General features: G+C 57.2%; 20 protein-coding genes. All 20 read left to right on the top strand.

The features are described from left to right. The first annotated feature begins 494 nt into the window (after nucleotides 1-494). Nucleotides 495-2,387: a tRNA uridine-5-carboxymethylaminomethyl(34) synthesis enzyme MnmG gene (gene mnmG, locus ACQZ2L_RS03065; protein WP_430324638.1), complete on the top strand. Its 1,893-nt coding sequence runs from the start codon at nucleotides 495-497 to the stop codon at nucleotides 2,385-2,387. Then, nucleotides 2,384-3,034 carry a 16S rRNA (guanine(527)-N(7))-methyltransferase RsmG gene (gene rsmG / locus ACQZ2L_RS03060; protein WP_150572356.1) on the top strand — a complete coding sequence of 217 codons (651 nt, stop codon included), beginning with the start codon at nucleotides 2,384-2,386 and terminating at the stop codon, nucleotides 3,032-3,034. Before mnmG ends, rsmG begins: the two co-directional genes overlap by 4 nt. 18 nt (nucleotides 3,035-3,052) lie before the next feature. Continuing rightward, a complete protein-coding gene (locus ACQZ2L_RS03055; protein WP_103435494.1) occupies nucleotides 3,053-3,844 on the top strand; it encodes a ParA family protein in 792 nt (263 codons plus the stop codon). A 9-nt stretch (nucleotides 3,845-3,853) separates the two neighbouring features. Then, nucleotides 3,854-4,726 carry a ParB/RepB/Spo0J family partition protein gene (locus ACQZ2L_RS03050; protein ID WP_430324637.1) on the top strand — a complete coding sequence of 291 codons (873 nt, stop codon included), beginning with the start codon at nucleotides 3,854-3,856 and terminating at the stop codon, nucleotides 4,724-4,726. A 149-nt stretch (nucleotides 4,727-4,875) separates the two neighbouring features. Beyond that, nucleotides 4,876-5,292 (top strand): F0F1 ATP synthase subunit I, encoded by a 417-nt coding sequence (locus ACQZ2L_RS03045; RefSeq protein ID WP_101322792.1) that lies wholly within the window; start codon nucleotides 4,876-4,878, stop codon nucleotides 5,290-5,292. 7 nt (nucleotides 5,293-5,299) lie between these two features. After that, on the top strand, nucleotides 5,300-6,169 hold the full coding sequence (gene atpB / locus ACQZ2L_RS03040) for a F0F1 ATP synthase subunit A (protein WP_101322793.1): 870 nt from the start codon (nucleotides 5,300-5,302) through the stop codon (nucleotides 6,167-6,169). A gap of 144 nt (nucleotides 6,170-6,313) precedes the next feature. After that, entirely contained in the window at nucleotides 6,314-6,571 is a 258-nt protein-coding gene (atpE, locus tag ACQZ2L_RS03035) for a F0F1 ATP synthase subunit C (RefSeq protein ID WP_002555987.1), read from the top strand. A 58-nt stretch (nucleotides 6,572-6,629) separates the two neighbouring features. After that, nucleotides 6,630-7,100, top strand: a complete 471-nt coding sequence (locus ACQZ2L_RS03030; protein ID WP_101322794.1) for a F0F1 ATP synthase subunit B — start codon at nucleotides 6,630-6,632, stop codon at nucleotides 7,098-7,100. A gap of 12 nt (nucleotides 7,101-7,112) precedes the next feature. Continuing rightward, complete coding sequence (locus ACQZ2L_RS03025) at nucleotides 7,113-7,649, top strand: F0F1 ATP synthase subunit delta (protein ID WP_101322795.1); 537 nt, start codon at nucleotides 7,113-7,115, stop codon at nucleotides 7,647-7,649. Nucleotides 7,650-7,670: 21 nt separating this feature from the next. Then, nucleotides 7,671-9,215 (top strand): F0F1 ATP synthase subunit alpha, encoded by a 1,545-nt coding sequence (gene atpA / locus ACQZ2L_RS03020; protein WP_101322796.1) that lies wholly within the window; start codon nucleotides 7,671-7,673, stop codon nucleotides 9,213-9,215. A 48-nt stretch (nucleotides 9,216-9,263) separates the two neighbouring features. Continuing rightward, entirely contained in the window at nucleotides 9,264-10,124 is an 861-nt protein-coding gene (gene atpG, locus ACQZ2L_RS03015) for a F0F1 ATP synthase subunit gamma (protein ID WP_101322797.1), read from the top strand. A gap of 27 nt (nucleotides 10,125-10,151) precedes the next feature. Next, complete coding sequence (gene atpD, locus ACQZ2L_RS03010; protein ID WP_101322798.1) at nucleotides 10,152-11,528, top strand: F0F1 ATP synthase subunit beta; 1,377 nt, start codon at nucleotides 10,152-10,154, stop codon at nucleotides 11,526-11,528. 44 nt (nucleotides 11,529-11,572) lie between these two features. After that, entirely contained in the window at nucleotides 11,573-11,992 is a 420-nt protein-coding gene (locus ACQZ2L_RS03005) for a F0F1 ATP synthase subunit epsilon (protein ID WP_101322799.1), read from the top strand. Nucleotides 11,993-12,112: 120 nt separating this feature from the next. Continuing rightward, nucleotides 12,113-13,480 (top strand): bifunctional UDP-N-acetylglucosamine diphosphorylase/glucosamine-1-phosphate N-acetyltransferase GlmU, encoded by a 1,368-nt coding sequence (gene glmU, locus ACQZ2L_RS03000; protein ID WP_430324635.1) that lies wholly within the window; start codon nucleotides 12,113-12,115, stop codon nucleotides 13,478-13,480. Nucleotides 13,481-13,652: 172 nt separating this feature from the next. Beyond that, nucleotides 13,653-14,429 carry a DeoR/GlpR family DNA-binding transcription regulator gene (locus tag ACQZ2L_RS02995; protein WP_101322801.1) on the top strand — a complete coding sequence of 259 codons (777 nt, stop codon included), beginning with the start codon at nucleotides 13,653-13,655 and terminating at the stop codon, nucleotides 14,427-14,429. Between the two features lies 1 nt (nucleotide 14,430). Continuing rightward, nucleotides 14,431-16,266, top strand: a complete 1,836-nt coding sequence (gene glmS / locus ACQZ2L_RS02990; protein WP_430324634.1) for a glutamine--fructose-6-phosphate transaminase (isomerizing) — start codon at nucleotides 14,431-14,433, stop codon at nucleotides 16,264-16,266. Nucleotides 16,267-16,548: 282 nt separating this feature from the next. Then, nucleotides 16,549-17,403, top strand: coding sequence for a TnsA endonuclease N-terminal domain-containing protein (locus ACQZ2L_RS02985; RefSeq protein ID WP_039593186.1), 855 nt, complete (start codon nucleotides 16,549-16,551; stop codon nucleotides 17,401-17,403). Next, nucleotides 17,400-19,568, top strand: a complete 2,169-nt coding sequence (locus ACQZ2L_RS02980) for a Mu transposase C-terminal domain-containing protein (RefSeq protein WP_039593187.1) — start codon at nucleotides 17,400-17,402, stop codon at nucleotides 19,566-19,568. The genes ACQZ2L_RS02985 and ACQZ2L_RS02980 overlap by 4 nt, the downstream gene beginning before the upstream one ends. Then, nucleotides 19,565-21,025 carry an ATP-binding protein gene (locus ACQZ2L_RS02975; RefSeq protein WP_039593188.1) on the top strand — a complete coding sequence of 487 codons (1,461 nt, stop codon included), beginning with the start codon at nucleotides 19,565-19,567 and terminating at the stop codon, nucleotides 21,023-21,025. Before ACQZ2L_RS02980 ends, ACQZ2L_RS02975 begins: the two co-directional genes overlap by 4 nt. Before the next feature lie 16 nt (nucleotides 21,026-21,041). Beyond that, nucleotides 21,042-22,709, top strand: coding sequence for a TnsD family Tn7-like transposition protein (locus ACQZ2L_RS02970; RefSeq protein ID WP_073470823.1), 1,668 nt, complete (start codon nucleotides 21,042-21,044; stop codon nucleotides 22,707-22,709). The last annotated feature ends 240 nt before the right edge of the window (nucleotides 22,710-22,949 follow it).

Raw genomic sequence — 22,949 nt, 5'->3', positions numbered from 1 at the left:
TAGGCCTATGGCAGCAGCAGCACACTGGGCGCAATGTCCGGTTTTATCCCTCCTTTCCAAAAAAATCCCTGATCCATGGCTGCTGATTTTGATCAACAGGCCTGCTTCTCCGCGTCTAAGCTCTGTGGATAAGCATCCCTTAGCTCAGTTGATAAGCATGCTTTTTTTCTGAGGATAAATCCACCTGTGGGTAACATGGCATTCTATCCACAGGCTCAAATGGCTTATCCAGAGCCCTCATAGGTACATGGACACAGGGTTTAATTCCTCTGTACATACCATGAATTATGGCCTGTAGCGTTCTATCCACAGATAGTGGCCTGCATAGAAATAAACATAAAAACAAAGCTTTTAAATATTTTCCTTTTTAATTTCTGTTATCCCGTTCATCCACAGGCTGGTCAAAATTTGCGCAGACGGTTTCTTTAGAAGGCAGGAAGTCGCATACTTGTCCGCTTAATTTTTCTATTCGCGAAACAGGCACGAGGTGCGTGGTGGATTTCCCTTCCCGTTTTGAAGTGATCGTCATCGGCGGCGGCCATGCCGGTACCGAGGCTGCGCTTGCGTCTGCACGCATGGGTGTGAAAACCCTGTTGCTGACCCACAACGTGGAAACCCTCGGTCACATGAGCTGCAACCCAGCCATCGGTGGCATCGGCAAGAGCCATCTGGTCAAAGAGATCGATGCGCTCGGCGGCGCCATGGCGCTGGCCACCGACAAAAGTGGTATCCAGTTCCGTGTCCTGAACAACCGCAAAGGCCCGGCCGTACGGGCAACCCGTGCTCAGGCCGACCGCGCCATCTACAAGGCAGTGGTGCGCGAGATTCTCGAGAACCAGCCCAACCTGTGGATATTCCAGCAGTCCTGTGACGATCTGATCGTCGAGCAGGACCAGGTCAAGGGTGTGGTCACGCAAATGGGCCTGCGCTTTTTCGCAGACTCGGTGGTGTTGACCAGTGGCACCTTCCTCGGCGGGCTTATCCACATCGGCATGCAAAACTACAGCGGTGGTCGCGCCGGTGATCCGCCTGCCAATGCCCTGGCCCAACGCATGCGTGAACTGCCGCTGCGTGTCGGCCGCCTGAAAACCGGTACACCGCCCCGCATCGACGGCCGTTCGGTAGATTTCTCGGTAATGACCGAGCAGGCGGGGGATACGCCGACTCCGGTGATGTCGTTCATGGGCAACGCGCAGATGCATCCGCGTCAGGTCAGCTGCTGGATTACCCATACCAACGCCCGCACCCACGAGATCATTGCCTCGAACCTGGATCGCTCGCCGATGTATTCGGGCGTGATCGAAGGCGTCGGCCCGCGTTATTGCCCGTCGATCGAAGACAAGATCCACCGCTTTGCCGACAAGGACAGCCACCAGGTATTCATCGAGCCGGAAGGCCTGACTACCCACGAGCTGTACCCCAACGGCATTTCCACTTCGTTGCCGTTCGACGTGCAACTGGAGCTGGTGCGCTCGATCCGCGGTATGGAAAACGCCCACATCGTGCGCCCGGGCTATGCCATCGAGTACGACTACTTCGACCCGCGTGATCTCAAATACAGCCTCGAGACCAAGGTCATCGGCGGCTTGTTCTTCGCCGGTCAGATCAACGGCACTACCGGTTACGAAGAAGCCGGTGCCCAAGGTTTGCTCGCCGGGACCAACGCTGCGCTGCGTGCACAGGGTCGCGACAGCTGGTGCCCGCGCCGCGACGATGCCTACCTCGGGGTGCTGGTCGATGACCTGATCACCCTCGGCACCCAGGAGCCGTACCGCATGTTCACCTCGCGGGCGGAATACCGCCTGATCCTGCGTGAAGACAACGCCGACCTGCGCCTGACCGAGAAGGGCCGTGAGCTCGGCTTGATCGACGACCAACGTTGGGCCGCGTTCTGCACCAAGCGCGAAGGCATCGAGCGTGAAGAACAGCGCCTGAAGTCGACCTGGGTTCGCCCAAATACTCCGCAAGGGCAAGCCATTGTGGATAAGTTCGGCACACCGCTCAGTCACGAGTACAGCTTGCTCAACCTGCTGGCCCGCCCAGAGATCGACTATGTCGGCCTGATCGAGGCGACCGGGGGCGAGATCCTCGATGCACAGGTTGCCGAGCAGGTCGAAATCAAGACCAAGTACGCCGGCTACATCGATCGTCAGCAGGAAGAAATCGCCCGCCTGCGCGCCAGTGAGGACACCCAGCTGCCTGTGGATATCGACTACACGACGATTTCCGGGCTGTCCAAAGAGATCCAGAGCAAGCTTGGCCAGACCCGTCCAGAGACGCTCGGCCAGGCTTCGCGCATCCCCGGCGTCACGCCGGCGGCGATTTCGCTGTTGTTGATCCACCTGAAAAAACGCGGCGCTGGCCGCGAATTGGAGCAAAGCGCTTGAGTTCTTCGGTCACCCCGCAGCACGCAGAAGAGTTGTCCACAGGCGCGCGCCAGCTTGGCGTCGCCCTGAGCGAGCAGCAGCACCAGCAGTTGCTGGGTTATCTGGCCCTGTTGATAAAATGGAACAAGGCCTACAACCTCACCGCAGTGCGCGATCCTGATGAAATGGTTTCGCGGCATTTGCTCGACAGCCTCAGCGTGATGCCGTTTATCCACAGCGACGCGCAGAGCTGGCTCGATGTTGGCAGCGGTGGTGGCATGCCCGGTATCCCGCTGGCGATTCTGCATCCGCACAAGCAAGTGACCCTGCTCGACAGCAACGGCAAGAAAACCCGCTTCCTGACCCAGGTGAAGCTGGAGCTCAAGCTCGACAACCTGCAGGTTATCCACAGCCGGGTCGAGGAGTACCAACCGGCGCAGCCGTTTGCCGGGATCATCTCCCGAGCATTCAGCAGCATGGAGAACTTCACCGGCTGGACCCGCCACCTCGGTGACACGCAGACGCACTGGCTTGCAATGAAAGGGCTGCATCCTGCCGACGAACTGGTAGCATTGCCCGCAGACTTCACAGTCGAAAGCGAGCAGGCCCTGACCGTTCCGGGTTGTCAGGGCCAGCGTCATCTGCTGATACTGCGCCGCAAGGCATGACTGGGAACACACGCAACAATGGCTAAGGTATTCGCAATCGCGAACCAGAAGGGTGGTGTGGGTAAAACCACCACCTGCATCAATCTCGCCGCATCGCTGGCTGCGACCAAGCGTCGTGTGCTGCTGATCGACCTCGATCCGCAGGGCAACGCGACAATGGGTAGCGGGGTCGACAAGCATGAGCTCGAGCATTCGGTCTATGACCTGCTGATCGGCGAATGCGACCTGGCCCAGGCGATGCACTACTCCGAGCACGGTGGCTATCAGCTGCTGCCGGCCAACCGCGACCTGACCGCCGCGGAAGTCGTCCTGCTGGAAATGCAGGTCAAGGAGAGCCGCCTGCTCAATGCGCTGGCGCCGATCCGCGACAACTACGATTTCATCCTGATCGACTGCCCGCCGTCGTTGTCGATGCTGACGCTCAATGCGCTGGTAGCCTCCGATGGCGTGATCATCCCGATGCAGTGCGAGTACTACGCACTGGAAGGTCTCAGCGACCTTGTGGATAACATCAAGCGCATCGCCGCCAAGCTGAACCCGCAGCTGAGGATCGAAGGCCTGCTGCGGACCATGTTCGATCCGCGCCTGAGCCTGAACAACGACGTCTCGGCGCAGCTCAAGCAGCACTTCGGCGAGCAGCTCTACGACACCGTGATCCCGCGCAACATTCGCCTGGCCGAAGCGCCAAGCTTCGGCATGCCGGCGCTGGCCTACGACAAGCAATCGCGTGGCGCGCAGGCCTATCTGGCCCTGGCCGGCGAACTGGTCCGCCGCCAACGCCGGCCATCACGCACTGCACAAACAACTTAAGGAATCCGCATGGCCGTTAAGAAACGAGGTCTCGGACGTGGGTTGGATGCACTGCTCAGTGGTCCTTCCGTCAGCTCGCTCGAGGAGCAGGCTGTCAAGATCGACCAGAAAGAACTGCAACACCTGCCGGTCGAGCTGATCCAGCGTGGCAAGTACCAGCCACGCCGTGATATGGACCCGGAGGCGCTGGAAGAGCTGGCCGCCTCGATCCGTATCCAGGGCGTGATGCAGCCGATCGTGGTTCGTCCGATCGCTGATGACCGCTTCGAGATCATTGCCGGTGAACGCCGCTGGCGGGCGACTCAGCTGGCTGGCCTCGACACCATCCCGGCGATGGTGCGGGATGTGCCCGATGAGACCGCCATTGCCATGGCGCTGATCGAGAACATCCAGCGTGAAGACCTCAACCCGCTGGAAGAGGCGATCGCGTTGCAACGCCTGCAGCAGGAGTTTGAACTGACTCAGCAGCAGGTCGCCGATGCGGTCGGCAAGTCGCGGGTGACCGTGGCCAACCTGCTGCGGCTGATCTCGTTGCCGGAGGCGATCAAGACCATGCTTGCCCATGGTGATCTGGAGATGGGCCATGCGCGTGCTTTGCTCGGTCTGGAAGAGAATCGGCAGGAAGAGGGGGCGCGTCATGTTGTCGCACGTGGCCTGACCGTGCGCCAAACCGAGGCACTTGTGCGCCAGTGGTTGAGCGGTAAACCTGATCCGGTAGAACCGAACAAATCTGATCCGGACATCGCGCGCCTCGAACAGCGTCTGGCAGAGCGGCTGGGCTCTGCAGTGCAAATTCGCCATGGCAACAAGGGCAAAGGCCAGCTGGTAATCCGTTATAACTCGCTAGATGAGTTGCAGGGCGTGCTCGCTCACATCCGCTGAAACAATTCCTGTTGTAGCGCGTAGTCGGAAATCACTACCCAAGAGTTGAATAGGGGTTAAACCACCCCTATACTCTGCGCGCATTTTGTCGGCACAAATTATGCCAAGTCGATGCTGACTTGAGGGTCGACATTCGAGGAGTAGTGGTGATGGAAACCCGCACGCCAAACCGCTTGCCTTTCCATCGCTGGGCGGTTTTCCCGGTGCTGCTGACGCAATGTGTCGTTGTCCTGCTGGCAACTTTGGTGTTGTGGCAGTGGAAGGGTGCAGTCAGTGGATATTCAGGCCTCTGTGGAGGGCTGATTGCCTGGTTGCCCAATGTGTATTTTGCCTGGAAGGCTTTTCGCTTTAGCGGAGCCCGGGCAGCGCAGGCCATCGTCAAGTCGTTCTACGCAGGCGAGGCAGGCAAATTGATTTTGACGGCAGTGCTGTTTGCACTGACCTTCGCAGGAGTGAAGCCATTGGCGCCGTTAGCAGTCTTCGGCGTCTTCATGCTGACCCAACTGGTCAGCTGGTTCGCGCCCCTGCTAATGAATAAAAGACTTTCGAGACCTAAGGGCGTTTGAGGCAACCATGGCAGCAGAAACCGCTTCGGGCTATATCCAGCACCACTTGCAGAACCTGACCTACGGTCAACTACCAGACGGCAGCTGGGGCTTGGCCCATTCGGCTGCAGAAGCCAAGGCTATGGGTTTCTGGGCATTCCACCTGGACACCCTGGGCTGGTCGGTTGCGCTGGGTCTGATCTTCCTGTTCATCTTCCGCATGGCAGCCAAGAAGGCCACTTCCGGCCAACCTGGCGGTCTGCAGAACTTCGTCGAAGTGATGGTCGATTTCGTTCACGGCAGCGTGAAGGACTCGTTCCACGGTCGTAGCCCGGTGATTGCACCGCTGGCGCTGACCATCTTCGTCTGGGTGTTCCTGATGAACGCCATCGACCTGGTACCGGTCGACTGGATCCCGCAACTGGCGATCCTGATCTCGGGCGACCCGCACATCCCGTTCCGCGCTGTGTCGACTACCGACCCTAACGCTACACTGGGCATGGCCCTGAGCGTGTTCGCGCTGATCATCTTCTACAGCATCAAGGTCAAGGGCATCGGCGGCTTCATCGGCGAACTGACCCTGCACCCGTTCGGCAGCAAGAACGTCTTCGTTCAGGCGCTGCTGATCCCGGTCAACTTCCTGCTGGAATTCGTTACCCTGATCGCCAAGCCGATCTCGCTGGCCCTGCGACTGTTCGGCAACATGTATGCCGGCGAGCTGGTGTTCATCCTGATCGCGGTGATGTTCGGCAGCGGCCTGCTCTGGCTCAGCGGCCTGGGCGTGGTGCTGCAATGGGCGTGGGCTGTGTTCCACATCCTGATCATCACCCTGCAAGCATTCATCTTCATGATGCTGACCATCGTCTACCTGTCGATGGCGCACGAAGATAACCATTAAGACCGCCTGGCGTGTCTGATAGCCTTCCCCGCCTGGCTGGGGGGAGGGCTGAAAAAGTCCGCAAGGGCAGCTGTACCAAACGATTCGTTTTACCGCTTCAAACTAAAAAACCTAACCAATACGACGTAAAAGTCGGGAGGAAAGATGGAAACTGTAGTTGGTCTTACCGCTATTGCTGTTGCTCTGCTGATCGGTCTGGGCGCACTGGGCACCGCCATTGGTTTCGGCCTGCTGGGCGGCAAGTTCCTCGAAGGTGCTGCTCGTCAGCCTGAGATGGTTCCAATGCTGCAGGTCAAAATGTTCATCGTTGCCGGTCTGCTCGACGCCGTAACCATGATCGGTGTTGGTATTGCTCTGTTCTTCACCTTCGCAAACCCGTTCGTTGGTCAACTCGCTGGCTAATCATCTCGTCCTACGAGTTGATGGCTGGTGATGAACAAAGACCGAGCGAGGTGTTGGCGTGAACATTAATGCAACCCTGATTGGCCAATCCGTTGCCTTCTTGATTTTTGTTGTTTTCTGCATGAAGTACGTTTGGCCTCCGGTCATCGCTGCTCTGCAAGAACGTCAAAAGAAGATTGCCGATGGTTTGGACGCTGCCAACCGCGCAGCTCGCGACCTGGAGCTGGCCCAAGAGAAAGCGGGTCAGCAACTGCGTGAAGCTAAAGCACAGGCAGCTGAAATCATTGAGCAGGCCAAGAAACGCGCTGCTCAGCTTGTCGAGGAAGCCCGTGACCAGGCCCGCGTCGAAGCTGACCGTGTGAAGGCTCAGGCTCAGGCCGAGATCGAACAGGAACTGAACAGCGTCAAAGACGCCCTGCGTGCCCAAGTGGGTGCCCTGGCTGTTGGCGGTGCTGAGAAGATCCTTGGGGCCACAATCGATCAAAACGCGCATGCGGAGCTGGTTAACAAACTGGCCGCTGAAATTTAAGCGAGGGCGATCATGGCAGAACTGACCACGTTGGCCCGACCTTACGCTAAGGCTGCCTTTGAGCATGCCCAGGCCCATCAGCAACTGGCCAATTGGTCAGCCATGCTCGGCCTGGCTGCTGCTGTGTCGCAAGACGACACCATGCAGCGCCTGCTCAAGGCCCCGCGACTGACGAGCGCACAAAAGGCCGCCACGTTCATTGACGTGTGCGGTGACAAGTTTGATGCACAGGCACAGAATTTCATTCATGTTGCCGCGGAAAATGGCCGTCTCCTGCTCCTGCCGGAAATTGCCGACCTGTTCGAGCTGTACAAGGCCGAACTGGAAAAATCCGTGGACGTGGAAGTCACCAGTGCTTTTGCGTTGAACCAAGAACAGCAAGACAAACTCGCCAAGGTTCTCAGTGCACGGCTCGGCCAGGAAGTTCGCCTGCACGCGTCGGAGGATGCCAGCCTGATCGGCGGCGTCCTCATCCGCGCCGGCGACCTGGTAATCGATGGCTCTGTTCGCGGCAAAATCGCGAAACTGGCCGAAGCATTGAAATCTTGAGTTTGAAGGGGCAGCAGAGCAATGCAGCAACTCAATCCTTCCGAAATAAGTGAAATCATCAAGGGCCGCATCGATAACCTCGATGTAGCCTCTCAAGCCCGCAACGAAGGTACCGTCGTCAGCGTTTCTGACGGTATCGTGCGGATTCACGGTCTGGCCGACGTTATGTACGGCGAAATGATCGAGTTTCCGGGTGGCGTGTACGGCATGGCCCTGAACCTGGAGCAAGACTCCGTAGGTGCAGTGGTCCTGGGTGCCTATGACACCCTCGCCGAAGGCATGAGCGCCAAGTGCACCGGCCGCATCCTCGAAGTTCCGGTTGGTAAGGAACTGCTGGGTCGCGTTGTCGACGCACTGGGCAACCCAATTGATGGCAAGGGCCCGCTGGGCAACACCGAGACCGATGCGGTCGAGAAAGTTGCTCCGGGCGTAATCTGGCGTAAGTCGGTAGACCAGCCTGTACAGACTGGCTACAAATCCGTCGACGCCATGATCCCTGTCGGCCGTGGCCAGCGTGAGCTGATCATCGGTGACCGTCAGATCGGTAAAACCGCAATGGCCATCGACGCCATCATCAACCAGAAAGACTCCGGTATTTTCTGTGTTTATGTTGCTGTCGGCCAGAAGCGTTCGACCGTTGCCAACATCGTTCGCAAGCTGGAAGAAAACGGCGCCCTGGCCAACACCATCGTGGTGGTTGCCAGTGCTTCGGAATCCGCCGCACTGCAGTTCCTGGCACCTTACGCCGGCTGCACCATGGGCGAGTTCTTCCGTGACCGCGGCGAAGACGCACTGATCGTCTACGATGACCTGTCCAAGCAGGCTGTTGCCTACCGTCAGATCTCCCTGTTGCTGCGCCGTCCACCAGGTCGCGAAGCATACCCAGGCGACGTGTTCTATCTCCACTCCCGTCTGCTGGAGCGTGCATCGCGCGTTTCCGAAGAGTACGTAGAGAAGTTCACCAACGGCGCAGTGACCGGCAAAACCGGCTCCCTGACCGCGCTGCCGATCATCGAAACCCAGGCTGGCGACGTTTCCGCGTTCGTTCCGACCAACGTGATCTCGATCACCGACGGTCAGATCTTCCTGGAATCGGCCATGTTCAACTCGGGCATCCGCCCAGCAGTGAACGCCGGTGTTTCGGTATCCCGCGTAGGTGGTGCCGCTCAGACCAAGATCATCAAGAAGCTCTCCGGTGGCATCCGTACCGCCCTGGCTCAGTACCGTGAACTGGCGGCATTCGCCCAGTTTGCATCTGACCTGGACGAAGCCACCCGCAAGCAGCTCGAGCACGGTCAACGTGTAACCGAGCTGATGAAGCAGAAGCAATACGCTCCAATGTCCATCGCGGACATGGCGCTGTCGCTGTATGCCGCTGAGCGTGGGTTCCTGACCGACGTTGAAATCGCCAAGGTTGGCAGCTTCGAACAAGCGCTGATCGCCTACTTCAACCGTGATCACGCCGATTTGATGGCCAAGATCAACGTGAAGGGTGACTTCAACGACGAAATCGATTCGGGCATCAAAGCCGGTATCGAGAAGTTCAAGGCCACCCAAACCTGGTAAGCCGCGGCGGGGGCTTCGGCCCCCGCTTGCTAACCTGATAGGTGATACATGGCAGGCGCAAAAGAGATTCGCAGTAAGATTGCGAGCATCAAAAGCACGCAAAAGATTACCAGCGCCATGGAAAAAGTGGCGGTCAGCAAAATGCGCAGGGCTCAAATGCGCATGGCTGCTAGCCGTCCCTATGCGGAGCGTATCCGCCAGGTGATCGGTCATCTGGCCAACGCCAACCCGGAATACCGCCACCCGTTCATGATCGAGCGTGCTGTAAAGCGCGTCGGTTATATCGTGGTGAGCAGTGACCGTGGTCTGTGCGGTGGCTTGAATACCAACCTGTTCAAGGCCCTGGTCAAGGACATGAACGCCAATCGCGAACAGGGTGTTGAAATCGACCTGTGCGTGATCGGTAGCAAGGGTGCGACTTTCTTCCGCATCTTTGGCGGCAACGTGGTAGCTGCAATCAGCCATCTGGGCGAAGAACCGTCGATCAATGATCTGATCGGTTCCGTCAAGGTCATGCTGGACGCCTACCTGGATGGCCGTATCGACCGCCTTTCGGTGGTATCGAACAAGTTCATCAATACCATGACGCAAAGTCCGACGGTCGAGCAGTTGGTACCGTTGGTGGCAACCCCGGATCAAGAACTCAAGCACCACTGGGACTACCTCTACGAACCCGATGCCAAAGAGCTGCTGGACGGCTTGATGGTGCGTTACGTGGAGTCGCAGGTCTACCAGGCGGTGGTCGAGAACAACGCGGCCGAACAGGCTGCCCGGATGATCGCCATGAAAAACGCCACAGACAACGCCGGTGACCTGATCAGCGACCTCCAGCTGATCTACAACAAGGCGCGTCAGGCTGCGATCACCCAGGAGATCTCGGAAATCGTCGGCGGCGCTGCCGCGGTTTAACGGTTCAAAAATTCAGAGGATCCAGCTATGAGTAGCGGACGTATCGTTCAGATCATCGGCGCCGTCATCGACGTGGAATTCCCACGTGACGGCGTACCGAGTGTTTACAACGCGCTGAAAGTTCAAGGCGCGGAAACCACCCTGGAAGTTCAGCAGCAGCTGGGCGACGGCGTGGTTCGTACTATTGCGATGGGCTCGACCGAAGGCTTGAAGCGCGGTCTGGCTGTAGTCGACAGCGGCGCTGCCATCTCTGTCCCGGTCGGTAAAGCGACTCTGGGCCGGATCATGGACGTGCTCGGCAACCCGATCGACGAAGCTGGCCCGATCGGCGAAGAAGAGCGTTGGGGTATTCACCGCGACGCACCTTCCTTCGCTGACCAGGCAGGCGGCAACGACCTGCTCGAAACCGGCATCAAGGTTATCGACCTGGTTTGCCCGTTCGCCAAGGGTGGTAAGGTTGGTCTGTTCGGTGGTGCCGGTGTCGGCAAGACCGTAAACATGATGGAACTGATCCGTAACATCGCCATCGAGCACAGCGGTTATTCCGTGTTCGCCGGTGTGGGTGAGCGTACTCGTGAGGGTAACGACTTCTACCACGAGATGAAGGACTCCAACGTTCTCGACAAAGTAGCCTTGGTCTACGGTCAGATGAACGAGCCACCAGGCAACCGTCTGCGCGTAGCGCTGACCGGCCTGACCATGGCCGAGAAGTTCCGTGACGAAGGTAACGACGTTCTGCTGTTCGTCGACAACATCTATCGTTACACCTTGGCCGGTACTGAAGTATCCGCACTGCTGGGCCGTATGCCTTCTGCAGTAGGTTACCAGCCGACCCTGGCTGAAGAGATGGGCGTGCTGCAAGAGCGCATCACTTCGACCAAGGAAGGTTCGATCACCTCGATCCAGGCCGTATACGTGCCTGCGGACGACTTGACCGACCCGTCGCCAGCGACCACCTTCGCCCACTTGGACGCCACCGTCGTTCTGTCCCGTGACATCGCCTCCCTGGGTATCTACCCAGCGGTCGATCCACTCGACTCGACTTCGCGCCAGCTGGACCCGAACGTGATCGGCAACGAGCACTACGATACCGCTCGCGGCGTTCAGTACGTGCTGCAGCGCTACAAAGAGCTGAAGGACATCATTGCGATTCTGGGTATGGACGAACTGTCCGAAACAGACAAGCAACTGGTATCCCGCGCTCGTAAGATCCAGCGCTTCTTGTCCCAGCCGTTCTTCGTGGCCGAAGTCTTCACCGGTTCTCCAGGCAAATACGTTTCCCTGAAAGACACCATCGCAGGCTTCAGCGGCATCCTCAAAGGTGACTACGACCACCTGCCAGAACAAGCGTTCTACATGGTCGGCAGCATCGAAGAAGCTGTTGAGAAAGCCAAGAAACTGTAATCCCGGTGCCCCGCAAGGGGCGCCAATCAGGTTGAGGCAAGCAGATGGCTATGACAGTCCATTGCGATATCGTCAGCGCAGAAGGAGAGATTTTCTCCGGTCTGGTCGAGATGGTAGTTGCGCACGGTAACCTGGGCGATCTTGGTATCGCTCCGGGCCACGCGCCGCTGATCACCAATCTCAAGCCAGGCCCGATCACGCTGACCAAGCAGGGTGGCACCCAAGAGGTGTTTTACATCTCTGGTGGTTTCCTCGAGGTCCAGCCGAACATGGTCAAGGTGCTTGCCGATACCGTGCAACGTGCTGGCGACCTGGACGAAGCTCAGGCCCAAGCAGCCCTCAAGGCTGCCGAGAACGCCCTGAACAGCAAAAGCGCTGATTTCGACTACGGCGCTGCTGCCGCGCGTCTGGCCGAGGCCGCAGCTCAGCTGCGTACCGTCCAGCAGATGCGCAAAGGGAAGTAATCGGCCCAGGCCGACGCTTCCGTTGCGATTGAGTAAAAGGGTAGCCTCGGCTACCCTTTTTCTTTTTCCGAAATTTCTCTTCGGTCACAGCGCTGACCGCCTTGGATTGGTAGCCAGTCAATGTCACTCGATATCGTTATTCTCGCCGCAGGCCAGGGCACCCGCATGCGTTCGGCACTGCCTAAAGTGCTGCACCCGGTTGCCGGCAATTCCATGCTCGGCCATGTTATCCACAGCGCGCGCCAGCTCAAGCCGCAAGGCGTTCATGTGGTCATCGGCCACGGTGCCGAGCTGGTTCGTGAACGCCTGGCAGCAGATGACCTCAACTTCGTCCTGCAAGACAAGCAACTGGGCACCGGCCACGCCGTCGCTCAGGCCATCCCGGCGCTGACCGCCGACACCGTGCTGGTGCTGTACGGTGATGTGCCGCTGATTGAAGTGGAAACCCTGCAGCGCCTGCTGGCCCAGGTCAGCCCGCAGCAACTGGGCCTGCTCACCGTCAATCTGGATGACCCGACCGGCTATGGCCGCATCGTTCGCGATGCTCAGGGCCAGGTTGCCGCGATCGTTGAGCACAAGGATGCCAGCGAGGCACAAAAGGCGATCACCGAGGGCAACACCGGTATCCTCGCCATGCCGGCCGCGCGCCTGAGCGACTGGATGAGCCGTTTGTCCAACAACAATGCCCAGGGCGAGTACTACCTCACCGACGTCATTGCCATGGCTGTGGCTGATGGTCTGGTGGTCGCCACCGAGCAGCCGCACGATGCGATGGAAGTGCAGGGCGCCAACGACCGCCGCCAGCTGTCCGAGCTCGAGCGCCATTACCAGCTGCGCGAAGGTCGCCGCCTGATGGCGCTGGGCGTGACCCTGCGTGATCCGGCTCGCTTCGATGTACGCGGTGAGGTGACGGTCGGCCGTGATGTGCTGATCGACGTCAACGTGATTCTCGAAGGCAAGGTAGTGATCGAGGATGACGTGCAGATCGGCCCCAACTGCGTGATCAAGAACAGCACCTTGCGCAAAGGTGCTGTGGTCAAGGCCAACAGCCATATCGAAGGTGCAGTGCTGGGCGAGGGCAGCGATGCTGGCCCGTTCGCACGGTTGCGCCCGGGCAGCGTGCTGGACGCCAAGGCCCATGTGGGTAACTTTGTTGAACTGAAGAACGCTCACCTGGGTGAGGGTGCCAAAGTCGGTCACCTGACCTATCTGGGCGATGCCGAGGTCGGTGCGCGCACCAATATCGGCGCAGGTACCATCACTTGCAACTACGACGGCGCCAACAAATTCAAGACAGTGCTGGGCGCAGACGTCTTCATCGGCTCGAACAACTCGCTGGTAGCGCCTGTGGATATCCTGGACGGCGCCACTACCGCGGCCGGTTCGACCATCAATCAAAATGTCGAGGCCGGTCAGCTGGCGGTCGCGCGTAGCCGTCAGCGGAATATTGACGGCTGGAAACGGCCTGTGAAAATCACCAAGAGCTGATTTATCCACAGCCGGTAATCATAAAGCCGACTTATGTGAGTAAGTCGGCTTTTTGGTTTTCAGCGGTGACATCCGCTTCGAGAGTTACCCACAGGTGCAACAGCACTTGACGAAAATGACGAGTTAGGTTTTGATTGCGCTACTTATCTTTCGAATCGAAACTTAACCTGTCATGTCGAAACGAAACACTCCCCAGCGCCGTCATAACATCCTCGCCCTGCTCAGCGAGCAAGGCGAGGTGAGTGTGGATAACCTGGCCAAGCGTTTCGAGACCTCCGAGGTGACCATCCGCAAGGATCTGGCCGCGCTCGAGAGCAATGGCCTGCTGCTGCGTCGCTACGGCGGCGCGGTACCGGTGCCGCAGGAGCTGCTGGCCGAAGCGGTGCAGCCGGTATCGCTGTACAAGCAGGCTATCGCTCGCGCCGCCGTGGAGCGGATTCGCGAGCACGCCCGGATCATCATAGACAGCGGCAGCACCACTGCCGCCATGATCCCCGAGCTGGGTCGCCAGCCCGGCCTGGTGGTGATGACCAACTCGCTCAACGTAGCCCGCGCCATCAGTGACCTTGAACACGAGCCGGTGCTGTTGATGACCGGCGGCACCTGGGACCCGCATTCGGAGTCGTTCCAGGGCCAGGTCGCCGAGCAGGTACTACGCTCGTACGATTTCGACCAGTTGTTCATCGGCGCCGATGGCATCGACCTGCAGCGCGGCACCACCACCTTCAACGAACTGCTCGGTTTGAGCCGCGTGATGGCCGAAGTTGCCCGCGAAGTGATCGTGATGGTCGAGTCGGACAAGGTCGGGCGCAAGATCCCCAACCTGGAGCTGCCGTGGAGCAGCATCAGTACCCTTATTACAGACGAGCGCCTGCCCATGGCGGCGCGCGAAGCATTCAAAGCCCGCGGCATTAACCTGATCTGCGCCGCGATCAGCCAGGAGCAATAATATGTGTGGAATCGTTGGTGCCGTTGCTGAACGTAATATCACGACCATTCTGATCGAAGGCCTCAAGCGCCTCGAGTACCGTGGCTACGACAGCGCTGGCCTGGCTGTGCTGACTGAGGACGGCACGCTGCAACGCCGCCGCCGTATCGGCAAGGTCAGCGAGCTGGATGCCGCCGTCGCCGCCGAGCCCCTCGCAGGCAAGCTGGGCATCGCCCACACCCGCTGGGCAACCCACGGCGCACCGACCGAGCAGAACGCCCACCCGCACTTCTCCAGCGATGAACTGGCGGTGGTGCACAACGGCATCATCGAAAACCACGAAGAGCTGCGCGAAGAGCTCAAAGGCCTGGGCTACGTGTTTGCCTCGCAAACCGACACCGAAGTCATCGTCCACCTGATTCACCACACCCTGAAAAGCACGCCAGACCTGGCCGACGCCCTCAAGGCTGCGGTCAAACGCCTGCATGGTGCCTACGGCCTGGCGCTGATCAGCATCAAGCAGCCGGACCGCCTGGTCGCCGCCCGCAGCGGCAGCCCGCTGGTGATCGGCCTCGGCCACGGCGAAAACTTCCTCGCCTCCGACCAGTTGGCCCTGCGCCAGGTTACCGACCGCTTCATGTACCTGGAGGAGGGCGACATCGCCGAAATCCGCCGTGACCAGATCACCATCTGGGACCAGGCCAGCGCACAGGTGCAACGCGAAACCGTGCAGTACCACGAAGGCGCCGAAGCGGCCGACAAAGGCACTTATCGCCACTTCATGCTCAAGGAAATCCACGAGCAGCCAGCGGTGGTGCAGCGCACCCTCGAAGGCCGCCTGGGCGGTGACCATGTGCTGGTGCAAGCCTTCGGCCCACAAGCCGCCGAGCTGTTCGCAAAAGTGCGCAATGTGCAGATCGTTGCCTGCGGCACCAGCTATCACGCCGGTATGGTTGCTCGTTACTGGCTGGAAAGCCTGGCCGGCATCCCTTGCCAGGTCGAAGTCGCCAGCGAGTTCCGCTACCGCAAGGTCGTGGTGCAGCCAGACACCCTGTTCGTGTCGATTTCCCAGTCGGGCGAAACCGCCGACACCCTGGCCGCCCTGCGCAATGCCAAAGAACTCGGCTTCCTCGGTAGCCTGGCCATCTGCAACGTCGGCATCAGCTCGCTGGTGCGCGAGTCCGACCTGACCCTGCTGACCCTGGCCGGCCCGGAAATCGGCGTCGCCTCGACCAAGGCCTTCACCACCCAACTGGTCTCGCTGATGCTGCTGACCCTGGCCCTTGGCCGCGTGCGCGGCACCCTTGAAGCCGGTGTAGAGGCAGAGCTGGTCGAAGAGCTGCGCCGCCTGCCGACTCGCCTGGGCGAAGCACTGGCCATGGACGGCGTAGTCGAGAAGATCGCCGAGCTGTTCGCAGACAAGCACCACACCCTGTTCCTTGGCCGCGGCGCGCAGTACCCGGTGGCCATGGAAGGTGCGCTCAAGCTCAAGGAAATCTCCTACATCCACGCTGAAGCCTACCCAGCGGGCGAGCTCAAGCACGGCCCGCTGGCGCTGGTAGACGCCGACATGCCGGTGGTCACCGTCGCACCGAACAACGAACTGCTGGAGAAGCTCAAGTCCAACCTGCAGGAAGTCCGCGCCCGCGGCGGTGAGCTGGTGGTGTTTGCTGATGAGCACGCCGGCATGAGCAACGCCGAAGGCATTCACGTGATCAACGTACCGCACATCGCCGATGCGCTGGCGCCGATCCTCTACACCATCCCACTGCAGTTGCTTTCGTATTATGTGGCAGTGTTGAAAGGGACTGATGTCGACCAGCCGCGGAACTTGGCCAAGTCGGTTACGGTGGAGTGATGTGAGGTTGGGAGGGCGGTTTGTTTGGTTTTGAACAACAAGGATTGACACAAAACAATAAAGTTTGACACTTAAGAACATAGATTGACACAAGGCTCAAACCCCCGTATCTACGGGGGTTTTCCTGTCCAGGCTTTTCCTTTGGTCTGGATTCATCGCTTCAACTTTTACCGGGTGTAGTCTGGAAAATGTTTTGAATACGGCCGCTTTGGCAGTCGTGTCCTTCTACGACTTTTTCTCGACGCGAGGTGAAGCGGTCCGCATCGACTGAGGAGGCGTGGGTTGCGAGGTCGTAAATTTGCATCACAGCAGGACATTGAACGGCACATTGCAAATGGATTTGGCGAAGGCGCCGGGGCAAGCTACGTGCCTTGGCTGCGGGTACAAGATGTCCCGTCGATTGGTCGTTCGCACAAGATCCAAGGTGTGAGGATCGAGAGGATTCATCACCTCCTGTCAGATCTCGAGCGTTCTTACTTTCTTGTGTGTGAATTTTCTGAAGACGTCGTGGATATCCGGGAGCAATACCCGTTACTACCCACAGAGCGTGCGCAGGCGATAGCGTCGGCGATCGATGTACGTTATCCAAGATACCCTAGAACAACACTGCCTTATGTGATGACAACAGATTTCCTGTTAACTGTTAAGGACCCGAGCGGAAACTTCAAATCGGTAGCGAGGACGGTGAAGTATCGTTCCGATTTAGTTGGCAGCGGCAGTAAAAGAACGCTTGAAAAACTTGAGATTGAAAAGCGCTTTTGGGAAAGCCAAGGTGTTGATTGGAAAATCGTCACAGACGAATTTGTGACACGGGATTTGATCAAAAATCTTGGACTTATCAGAAAATACTCGAAGCTCTCTCGTGATTTAATGAAAGCCCCGTTGCATTCGAATTTTATCGAGTGCCTAGCAAACTCCCGGGAATATTCGTGGACCTTGGCCACCTGTCTAAGAAAAATAGCGTCCCTTCTTTCCATTTCCTACATAGACGCTCAAGCAATTTTCTTCCATCTGGTTTGGAACAAAATACTGAAAATAGATTTGGTTAACACTCCTCTCCACCTTACTGGTCTAGTCCCTGACTTCGAAGTTTCCCCGAGCCCTGTCCAAGTATCGTTGAAGGAGAAAATGTCATGACTGTTCTCGTTAATGACGTCTTCGAGCCTGTAACCGATCTGTCGGTCATCGCTACGATAGCCAGGCTCCTTTACCACGATGAAACGCAAGACTTAGCAGTTGTGATAGATCTAGCTGACCCACCCCGACAGCCGTACGCGGTTGGTCTGGAGGAGCTGCGTCGCTCGATAGCGTCTGGTCACACCAAACCAGCAGCCATTACCACGCCAGAGTTTATGCTTGTGCTTGAGGAACAGTTGGATGAGAGAGCCAAGCAAGGCCGGGACGAAAAGTGGGCCGTCATCGCCCCTCTGCTAGATCCTGAATACCCAGGACAAATATTTGTACGAGGTGAGTTAGGCCGACTTGTTAGCAAACGGGCGTCAGAGCTCGGAATCCAGCGGAAAACCATCTATCGGCTTCTTTACCGCTATTGGTCTTATGGTCAAGTTCGCAACTCATTGCTTAACAATTATACGGCAGTAGGTATTGCCGATAGAAAATATGATCCGAGCAGGCCGCCAGGGCGAAAGCCTAAATTTCAAGGCGTTCTTACTTCGCCTTCCAAGATGCTCAGTGCCGTTGATAAACGATGCATCCGTGTTGGATATGCTCTTTATGTAAGAGATAAGAAATCTTCTATTTCGAGCGCATATGACGAAATGTTGAGACGATTCTACTCTGTTCGAGACATCTCCAAAAACAGTGAAGAAGAGCTTCGTTTGTTGCCTAGTTCAGAACTCCCCAGCTTGAGGCAGTTCCAATATTGGGGACAGATTTTTTTCGACGAGATTGCAACCGAGCGTGGCCGTAAAGGGTTGAGAAGGTGGTTAAAGGATTGCCGTCCGCTTTCAGGTACCGTTCGCGATTGGCTGCGTGGACCCTGTCATCAGTTCGAAATCGACGCAACGATTGCCGATATTTATTTGGTCAACAGCTACTCTAGACGGATGCTCATTGGTCGGCCCGTCGTTTATATCGTAGTGGATAGTTTCTCCGGAATGATTGCTGGTCTCTATGTAGGATTGGAGGGCCCTAGTTGGAATGGGGCGAGACAAGCGCTGTTCAACGCGTTTACCTCCAAAGTTGAGTTCTGCGCTCAGAACGGCGTTGAAATCAATGCAGATGATTGGAATTGTCACCACCTGCCCCACCAGATTTACGCCGACCGGGGAGAGATGCTGTCACTCGCAGCAGAGGGGTTATCCTCAGGATTGGGAATTGAGATGGGCACTGCTCCACCTTATCGGCCTGATTGGAAGCCTATGGTAGAAAGTCGGTTTGGCATTTTGAATGATTTGACGGGTATCAGATGGCTACCTGGCGGGGTGGCTGCGCGGGACAAAGAGCGCGGCGAGCGAGATTACCGGCTCGATGCCACGCTGAATCTCAAAGAGTTCACCCAAATCCTCATTAATTGCGTGCTCCACTATAACCGGCACCATCGACAGCCTGACCGACTGACTCAAGCGATGATGAATGACGGCGTTGAACCTACGCCCAACGGGATATGGAATTGGGCCTGCGACAACGACCTGATGGAATCCAACAAACGTCCCGACGAGCTGGTTTATCTCCACCTTTTACCCCGTGAGCGCGCGACCGTTCAAAAGGGCGGAGTGATGTTTCGCGGCATGCACTACGTGTGTGATATGGCCATAGAGAAAGATTGGTTTGCCAAGGCTCGCAAAGGGGGCGTTTGGTCAATAGAGTGTTGGTTCGATCCGAACTCTGCGGCACACATTTGGATTCAGGGAGAGGCCAAGCAGTTTATCCGTTGTGATCTTCGACGATCGGATGCCGGTTACGCGAATTACCGCTCGGACGAGATTTTTGATCTGCTCGAAGCCTATCGCCAAAAACCGCCTACTCGCCGGCGAGCCGAGCTGGAAAGCCGTGTGCAGCTTAGCGATCAGGTCCACCAGATCATCAGTCATGCACTCGCAGAACGAAAACTGGAACCTGCTCCGCCCACCAAGGCAGAGGCCACTGGAAACATCCGCGAGAACCGCGCAGAAGAACGTCTCCGTGAGCGTGAAAATGCGGTTGTTCCTGAAGGCGTCAGGGCGGAGCCAGCTTCACTTCAATCTGAATTGACACCGAAAGCGCATGATTCATATGCCGGCGAGCGCACTGCGCAGGTTATCGATTTGCTCAAAAGAATTCGGCCAGGACAGGCAAAATGAAAGGTGCACAGACGTTTGCCAATTACGTCAGACAGGACATTAGTGAGTATGCGGGTAACCCGCTTATCGAAGCTTTGCCTCCGATATTGTCAGAGGCGGCGGCTGTTGAGCTGATCTCGAATTTTCCTCAGCCGGTGGATCCGAAAGAGCTGACTCTCGAAGGAGCCACTCGAATTCACTGTATCGACCGGCTAAGAACCGTGGTACAGCCGTTCTTGCTACATCTGGAATTGGAGGCCCTGTTCTCACTGCTCATTCGTCGAGGGTATGTTGGGCGTAACCCGATGTCGCCCGCTACCGTCCGGCATTTGCATTCTTTATCTGGGGCTCAGCGTTACCACGATGCGTTCAAGTCCACTGCAGAAACGTTTACCGTCGTTGGCCTGAGCGGCATTGGCAAGTCAACGGCACTCCACGCCATTTTGAGCCTTTATCCACAGACAATCCGTCATGAGCGCTATGAGGGAAAGCAGTTTGTTCATACCCAAATCACATGGCTGAAGCTTGACTGCCCTCGGGATGGATCGCTGGCTGGATTTTGTCAGCAGTTTTTTTATGCGGTGGGTGACGCTCTAGGAGACAAGGACTACCACAAGCGCTACAGGCATCGAAACATCAATGATGCGCTGCAACAGATGGAGCAGGTGGCCAGCACATTTTTCATCGGCGCCTTATTGATCGACGAGCTGCAAAACCTCCACCTGGCGAAAACCGGTGGTAAGGAGAGCATGCTGAATTTTTTTCTGCATTTGGTAAACAACATTGGTATCCCGGTCGTTTTCAGTGGCACGAATTCGACGATTAGCTTGTTCTCTGAAGCCATGCGGACTGCCCGCCGAGTCTGTGGTGCCGGTACGCTCGAATTCAAACGCTTCGAAAAGGATGATGAGGAGTGGCGGTTGTTGGTCGAAAATCTTTGGAGCTATCAGTGGTGCAAACAGACTGCTGAGCTGACCGACGAGATTTTTGACATGCTGTATGAGCACACTCAAGGCGTCACAGATTTCCTGGTCAAGCTGCTGGTATTGAGTCAGCGTTATGCGGTCCAGAGTGGCTCGGAGTGTTTGACTGCTGAGATCCTGGTGAAGGTAAGCAACTCAAAAATGCAGATTCTAAAGCCAGCCCTTTCAGCTCTGCGTAGCCGAGATCCGAAGCGGATGCGGCAGTTCGACGATTTGCTGCCGATTGAGGATCAGCTGAGCGAAATGATGGTCTTCGATGGTTTGGCACGAGAGGATCGCCTTGCCTTGCTTCGAAGCGTTGTATCCCGTGAGAAGCCGGCAGACCCATCTCCAAGCATCCTTGCGAAAGACCACCCATCGCCGATTGCTACTGCTGTGGAAAGCTCAGAGGCTAAAGCGCTTAGCGAACATGACGCTCCCCTCGACGCTCTGCGCGCTGCGGGCTGGCTCAACGAGGACCTGTTTGAGTTCTCACCGATGTATCACAAAGCGTGAGTCAGAGGGTGGTGAAGTGCACCTTAAACTCCATTTCTTCCCCGCCGCGTTTCCCGACGAGACGCTGCACAGCGTGATTTCTCGCTACACCCGTCTTTGTGGTGTTCGTAATTGCCAAGCAGCATTTGCCGGACTGAAATCGGCGGCAGCATTTTCACAAAATGTGGCATTCCCGAGCCATCTAGGGGATTTTGTCGACGCGCTACCCAGCGGTACCGAGCTATCGGTAGCCGAGGTCCTCATGCGCCACACATTATTACCCTACTATGCGCCGTTTTTGAGGATGAGCCAGGTTGAACACGCTCGGACGCTGATGACCGCTGATGGGAAAGGCTTGATGTTAAAGCTGGGCGTCAACGCGAGCCGTATTGGATTCGCCTCCCGAGTGCGGTTATGCCCAGAATGTATCGCCCAAGATCAGGCTCAACGGGGAGTCGCTTACTGGCACAGGGTCCACATGCTTCCAGGCGTGCTGGTATGTCCGCATCACGGCACGTCACTCAGGATCCTTGATCCTCGCTGGTCCAGCCGCAGCTCTCGACAACTCAATCTGCCCAATGATGGGAATGTGCAAGCACACACAGTACTCCTCGACACCCCGTTGCGGTGCATGCCGCCGCTTCACGAAATAGCTTTGCGCTCACTTCAGGTCCTTGAGTCTGAAGTCACTGCTTTGTCGGCGGAGGCGGTGCGCTGCACGCTTTTACACAGGGCAACGCAGCTCAACCTTGCTTCTGATAACCATCGCTTGCACCTGCACATGCTGGCGGAGCACATGACCGATTTTTTTGCCGCACTCCCGCAAGAATGGGAATTTTCTATACTCGGGGAAGTTCGTGCAGGTACACCCGCCTCATGGGTCACCAAGCTGCTTCGTACGCCTATAACCTCCCACCATCCGCTCAAATACATTTTATTGGCTGGTGCTCTGGGCATTGACATGGTGAGCTTGCTGCATGGCCAATGCCCTGTGAAACAGGCGGTGGCATGTGGCCCGGAAGCTCACATTAGACTTCCCACGCGTCCTTCTGCGGTGATGCCTGGTCAAGGCCTGGACTGTTCGTCAGCCGCTGTGTGGAGACATGCTCTTGAAGGAGCTGATGCCAAAAAGATCGCTGCGGTTCTAAGCGTTTCATTGGCGTATGTCTATCGTCACATCCGAAATGTACCTGGCGGGCAAGATGATTGGAGGGAGGCACGATTTCACATTGAGCTATGCGCAAGACGCGCGGCTTTCGAGGCTGATTATCGATTTTACAAAGCACATGCATGCAGGGGGTATGCGTGGCTGTATCGCCACGATAGGCAGTGGCTTTCGGAGTCTACTGCAAACCCAAGCCCACATCGTACGCCTCGTCTAAATAGCACCGAAATGTTCGCTGCCCTCGATGCGAGACTGGCCGGCGAAGTCCGTCAGTGTGCTGACGCGCTTTATGCTCTTGCGGGTAAGCCTGTCCGCATTTCGCGTACGAGGATTGGTCGTGAGCTTCATGTCCTATCCCGCTTCGAAAAACAGCTCTGCAAGCTTCCTCTCTGTGCAGCGATGCTCGACAAAGTATGTGAACCAATCGAAGGCTTTCACGATAGGCGTCTGCGATGGGCTAGATGCCAATTGCTCTCGGAGGGCAAGCCTGTATCACGTTCTTCGCTCTACCGGGTCGCGAGCATTCGACCCATGCTGTAATCCAGCTGGACATTCCTCCTCCATCTAAAAAAGTTCTAAATCAATTCACCATAAACCCATTATTTTGCTGTTAATGAAAAAATTCACCTCCAGAAAAGGTCCGGCATACCATCACGATCAGCATGTAAACGTACTAACCCGCGATCAACCGAAATAGTTTTGCAACCGGCATGGGCTGACCTACGCGGGTTTATCGATACGTGTTTTGTATTCGAGGAATACGGGCGCGGCAGGATTTAG

The organism is Pseudomonas shirazensis, from assembly GCF_050496565.1.
GTDB lineage: Bacteria > Pseudomonadota > Gammaproteobacteria > Pseudomonadales > Pseudomonadaceae > Aquipseudomonas > Aquipseudomonas shirazensis_A.
The sequence above is the reverse complement of the archived record's forward strand: the minus strand, read 5'-3'. Positions and strand labels throughout refer to the sequence as shown.

What these genes read in the sequence shown, in the direction of transcription:
- ACQZ2L_RS03055 (WP_103435494.1), top strand. Translation starts at nt 3,053, where the DNA reads ATGGCTAAGGTATTCGCAATCGCGAACCAGAAGGGTGGTGTGGGTAAA.
- ACQZ2L_RS03050 (WP_430324637.1), top strand. Translation starts at nt 3,854, where the DNA reads ATGGCCGTTAAGAAACGAGGTCTCGGACGTGGGTTGGATGCACTGCTC.
- ACQZ2L_RS03045 (WP_101322792.1), top strand. Translation starts at nt 4,876, where the DNA reads ATGGAAACCCGCACGCCAAACCGCTTGCCTTTCCATCGCTGGGCGGTT.
- atpB (WP_101322793.1), top strand. Translation starts at nt 5,300, where the DNA reads ATGGCAGCAGAAACCGCTTCGGGCTATATCCAGCACCACTTGCAGAAC.
- atpE (WP_002555987.1), top strand. Translation starts at nt 6,314, where the DNA reads ATGGAAACTGTAGTTGGTCTTACCGCTATTGCTGTTGCTCTGCTGATC.
- ACQZ2L_RS03025 (WP_101322795.1), top strand. Translation starts at nt 7,113, where the DNA reads ATGGCAGAACTGACCACGTTGGCCCGACCTTACGCTAAGGCTGCCTTT.
- atpA (WP_101322796.1), top strand. Translation starts at nt 7,671, where the DNA reads ATGCAGCAACTCAATCCTTCCGAAATAAGTGAAATCATCAAGGGCCGC.
- atpG (WP_101322797.1), top strand. Translation starts at nt 9,264, where the DNA reads ATGGCAGGCGCAAAAGAGATTCGCAGTAAGATTGCGAGCATCAAAAGC.
- atpD (WP_101322798.1), top strand. Translation starts at nt 10,152, where the DNA reads ATGAGTAGCGGACGTATCGTTCAGATCATCGGCGCCGTCATCGACGTG.
- ACQZ2L_RS03005 (WP_101322799.1), top strand. Translation starts at nt 11,573, where the DNA reads ATGGCTATGACAGTCCATTGCGATATCGTCAGCGCAGAAGGAGAGATT.
- glmU (WP_430324635.1), top strand. Translation starts at nt 12,113, where the DNA reads ATGTCACTCGATATCGTTATTCTCGCCGCAGGCCAGGGCACCCGCATG.
- ACQZ2L_RS02995 (WP_101322801.1), top strand. Translation starts at nt 13,653, where the DNA reads ATGTCGAAACGAAACACTCCCCAGCGCCGTCATAACATCCTCGCCCTG.
- glmS (WP_430324634.1), top strand. Translation starts at nt 14,431, where the DNA reads ATGTGTGGAATCGTTGGTGCCGTTGCTGAACGTAATATCACGACCATT.
- ACQZ2L_RS02980 (WP_039593187.1), top strand. Translation starts at nt 17,400, where the DNA reads ATGACTGTTCTCGTTAATGACGTCTTCGAGCCTGTAACCGATCTGTCG.
- ACQZ2L_RS02975 (WP_039593188.1), top strand. Translation starts at nt 19,565, where the DNA reads ATGAAAGGTGCACAGACGTTTGCCAATTACGTCAGACAGGACATTAGT.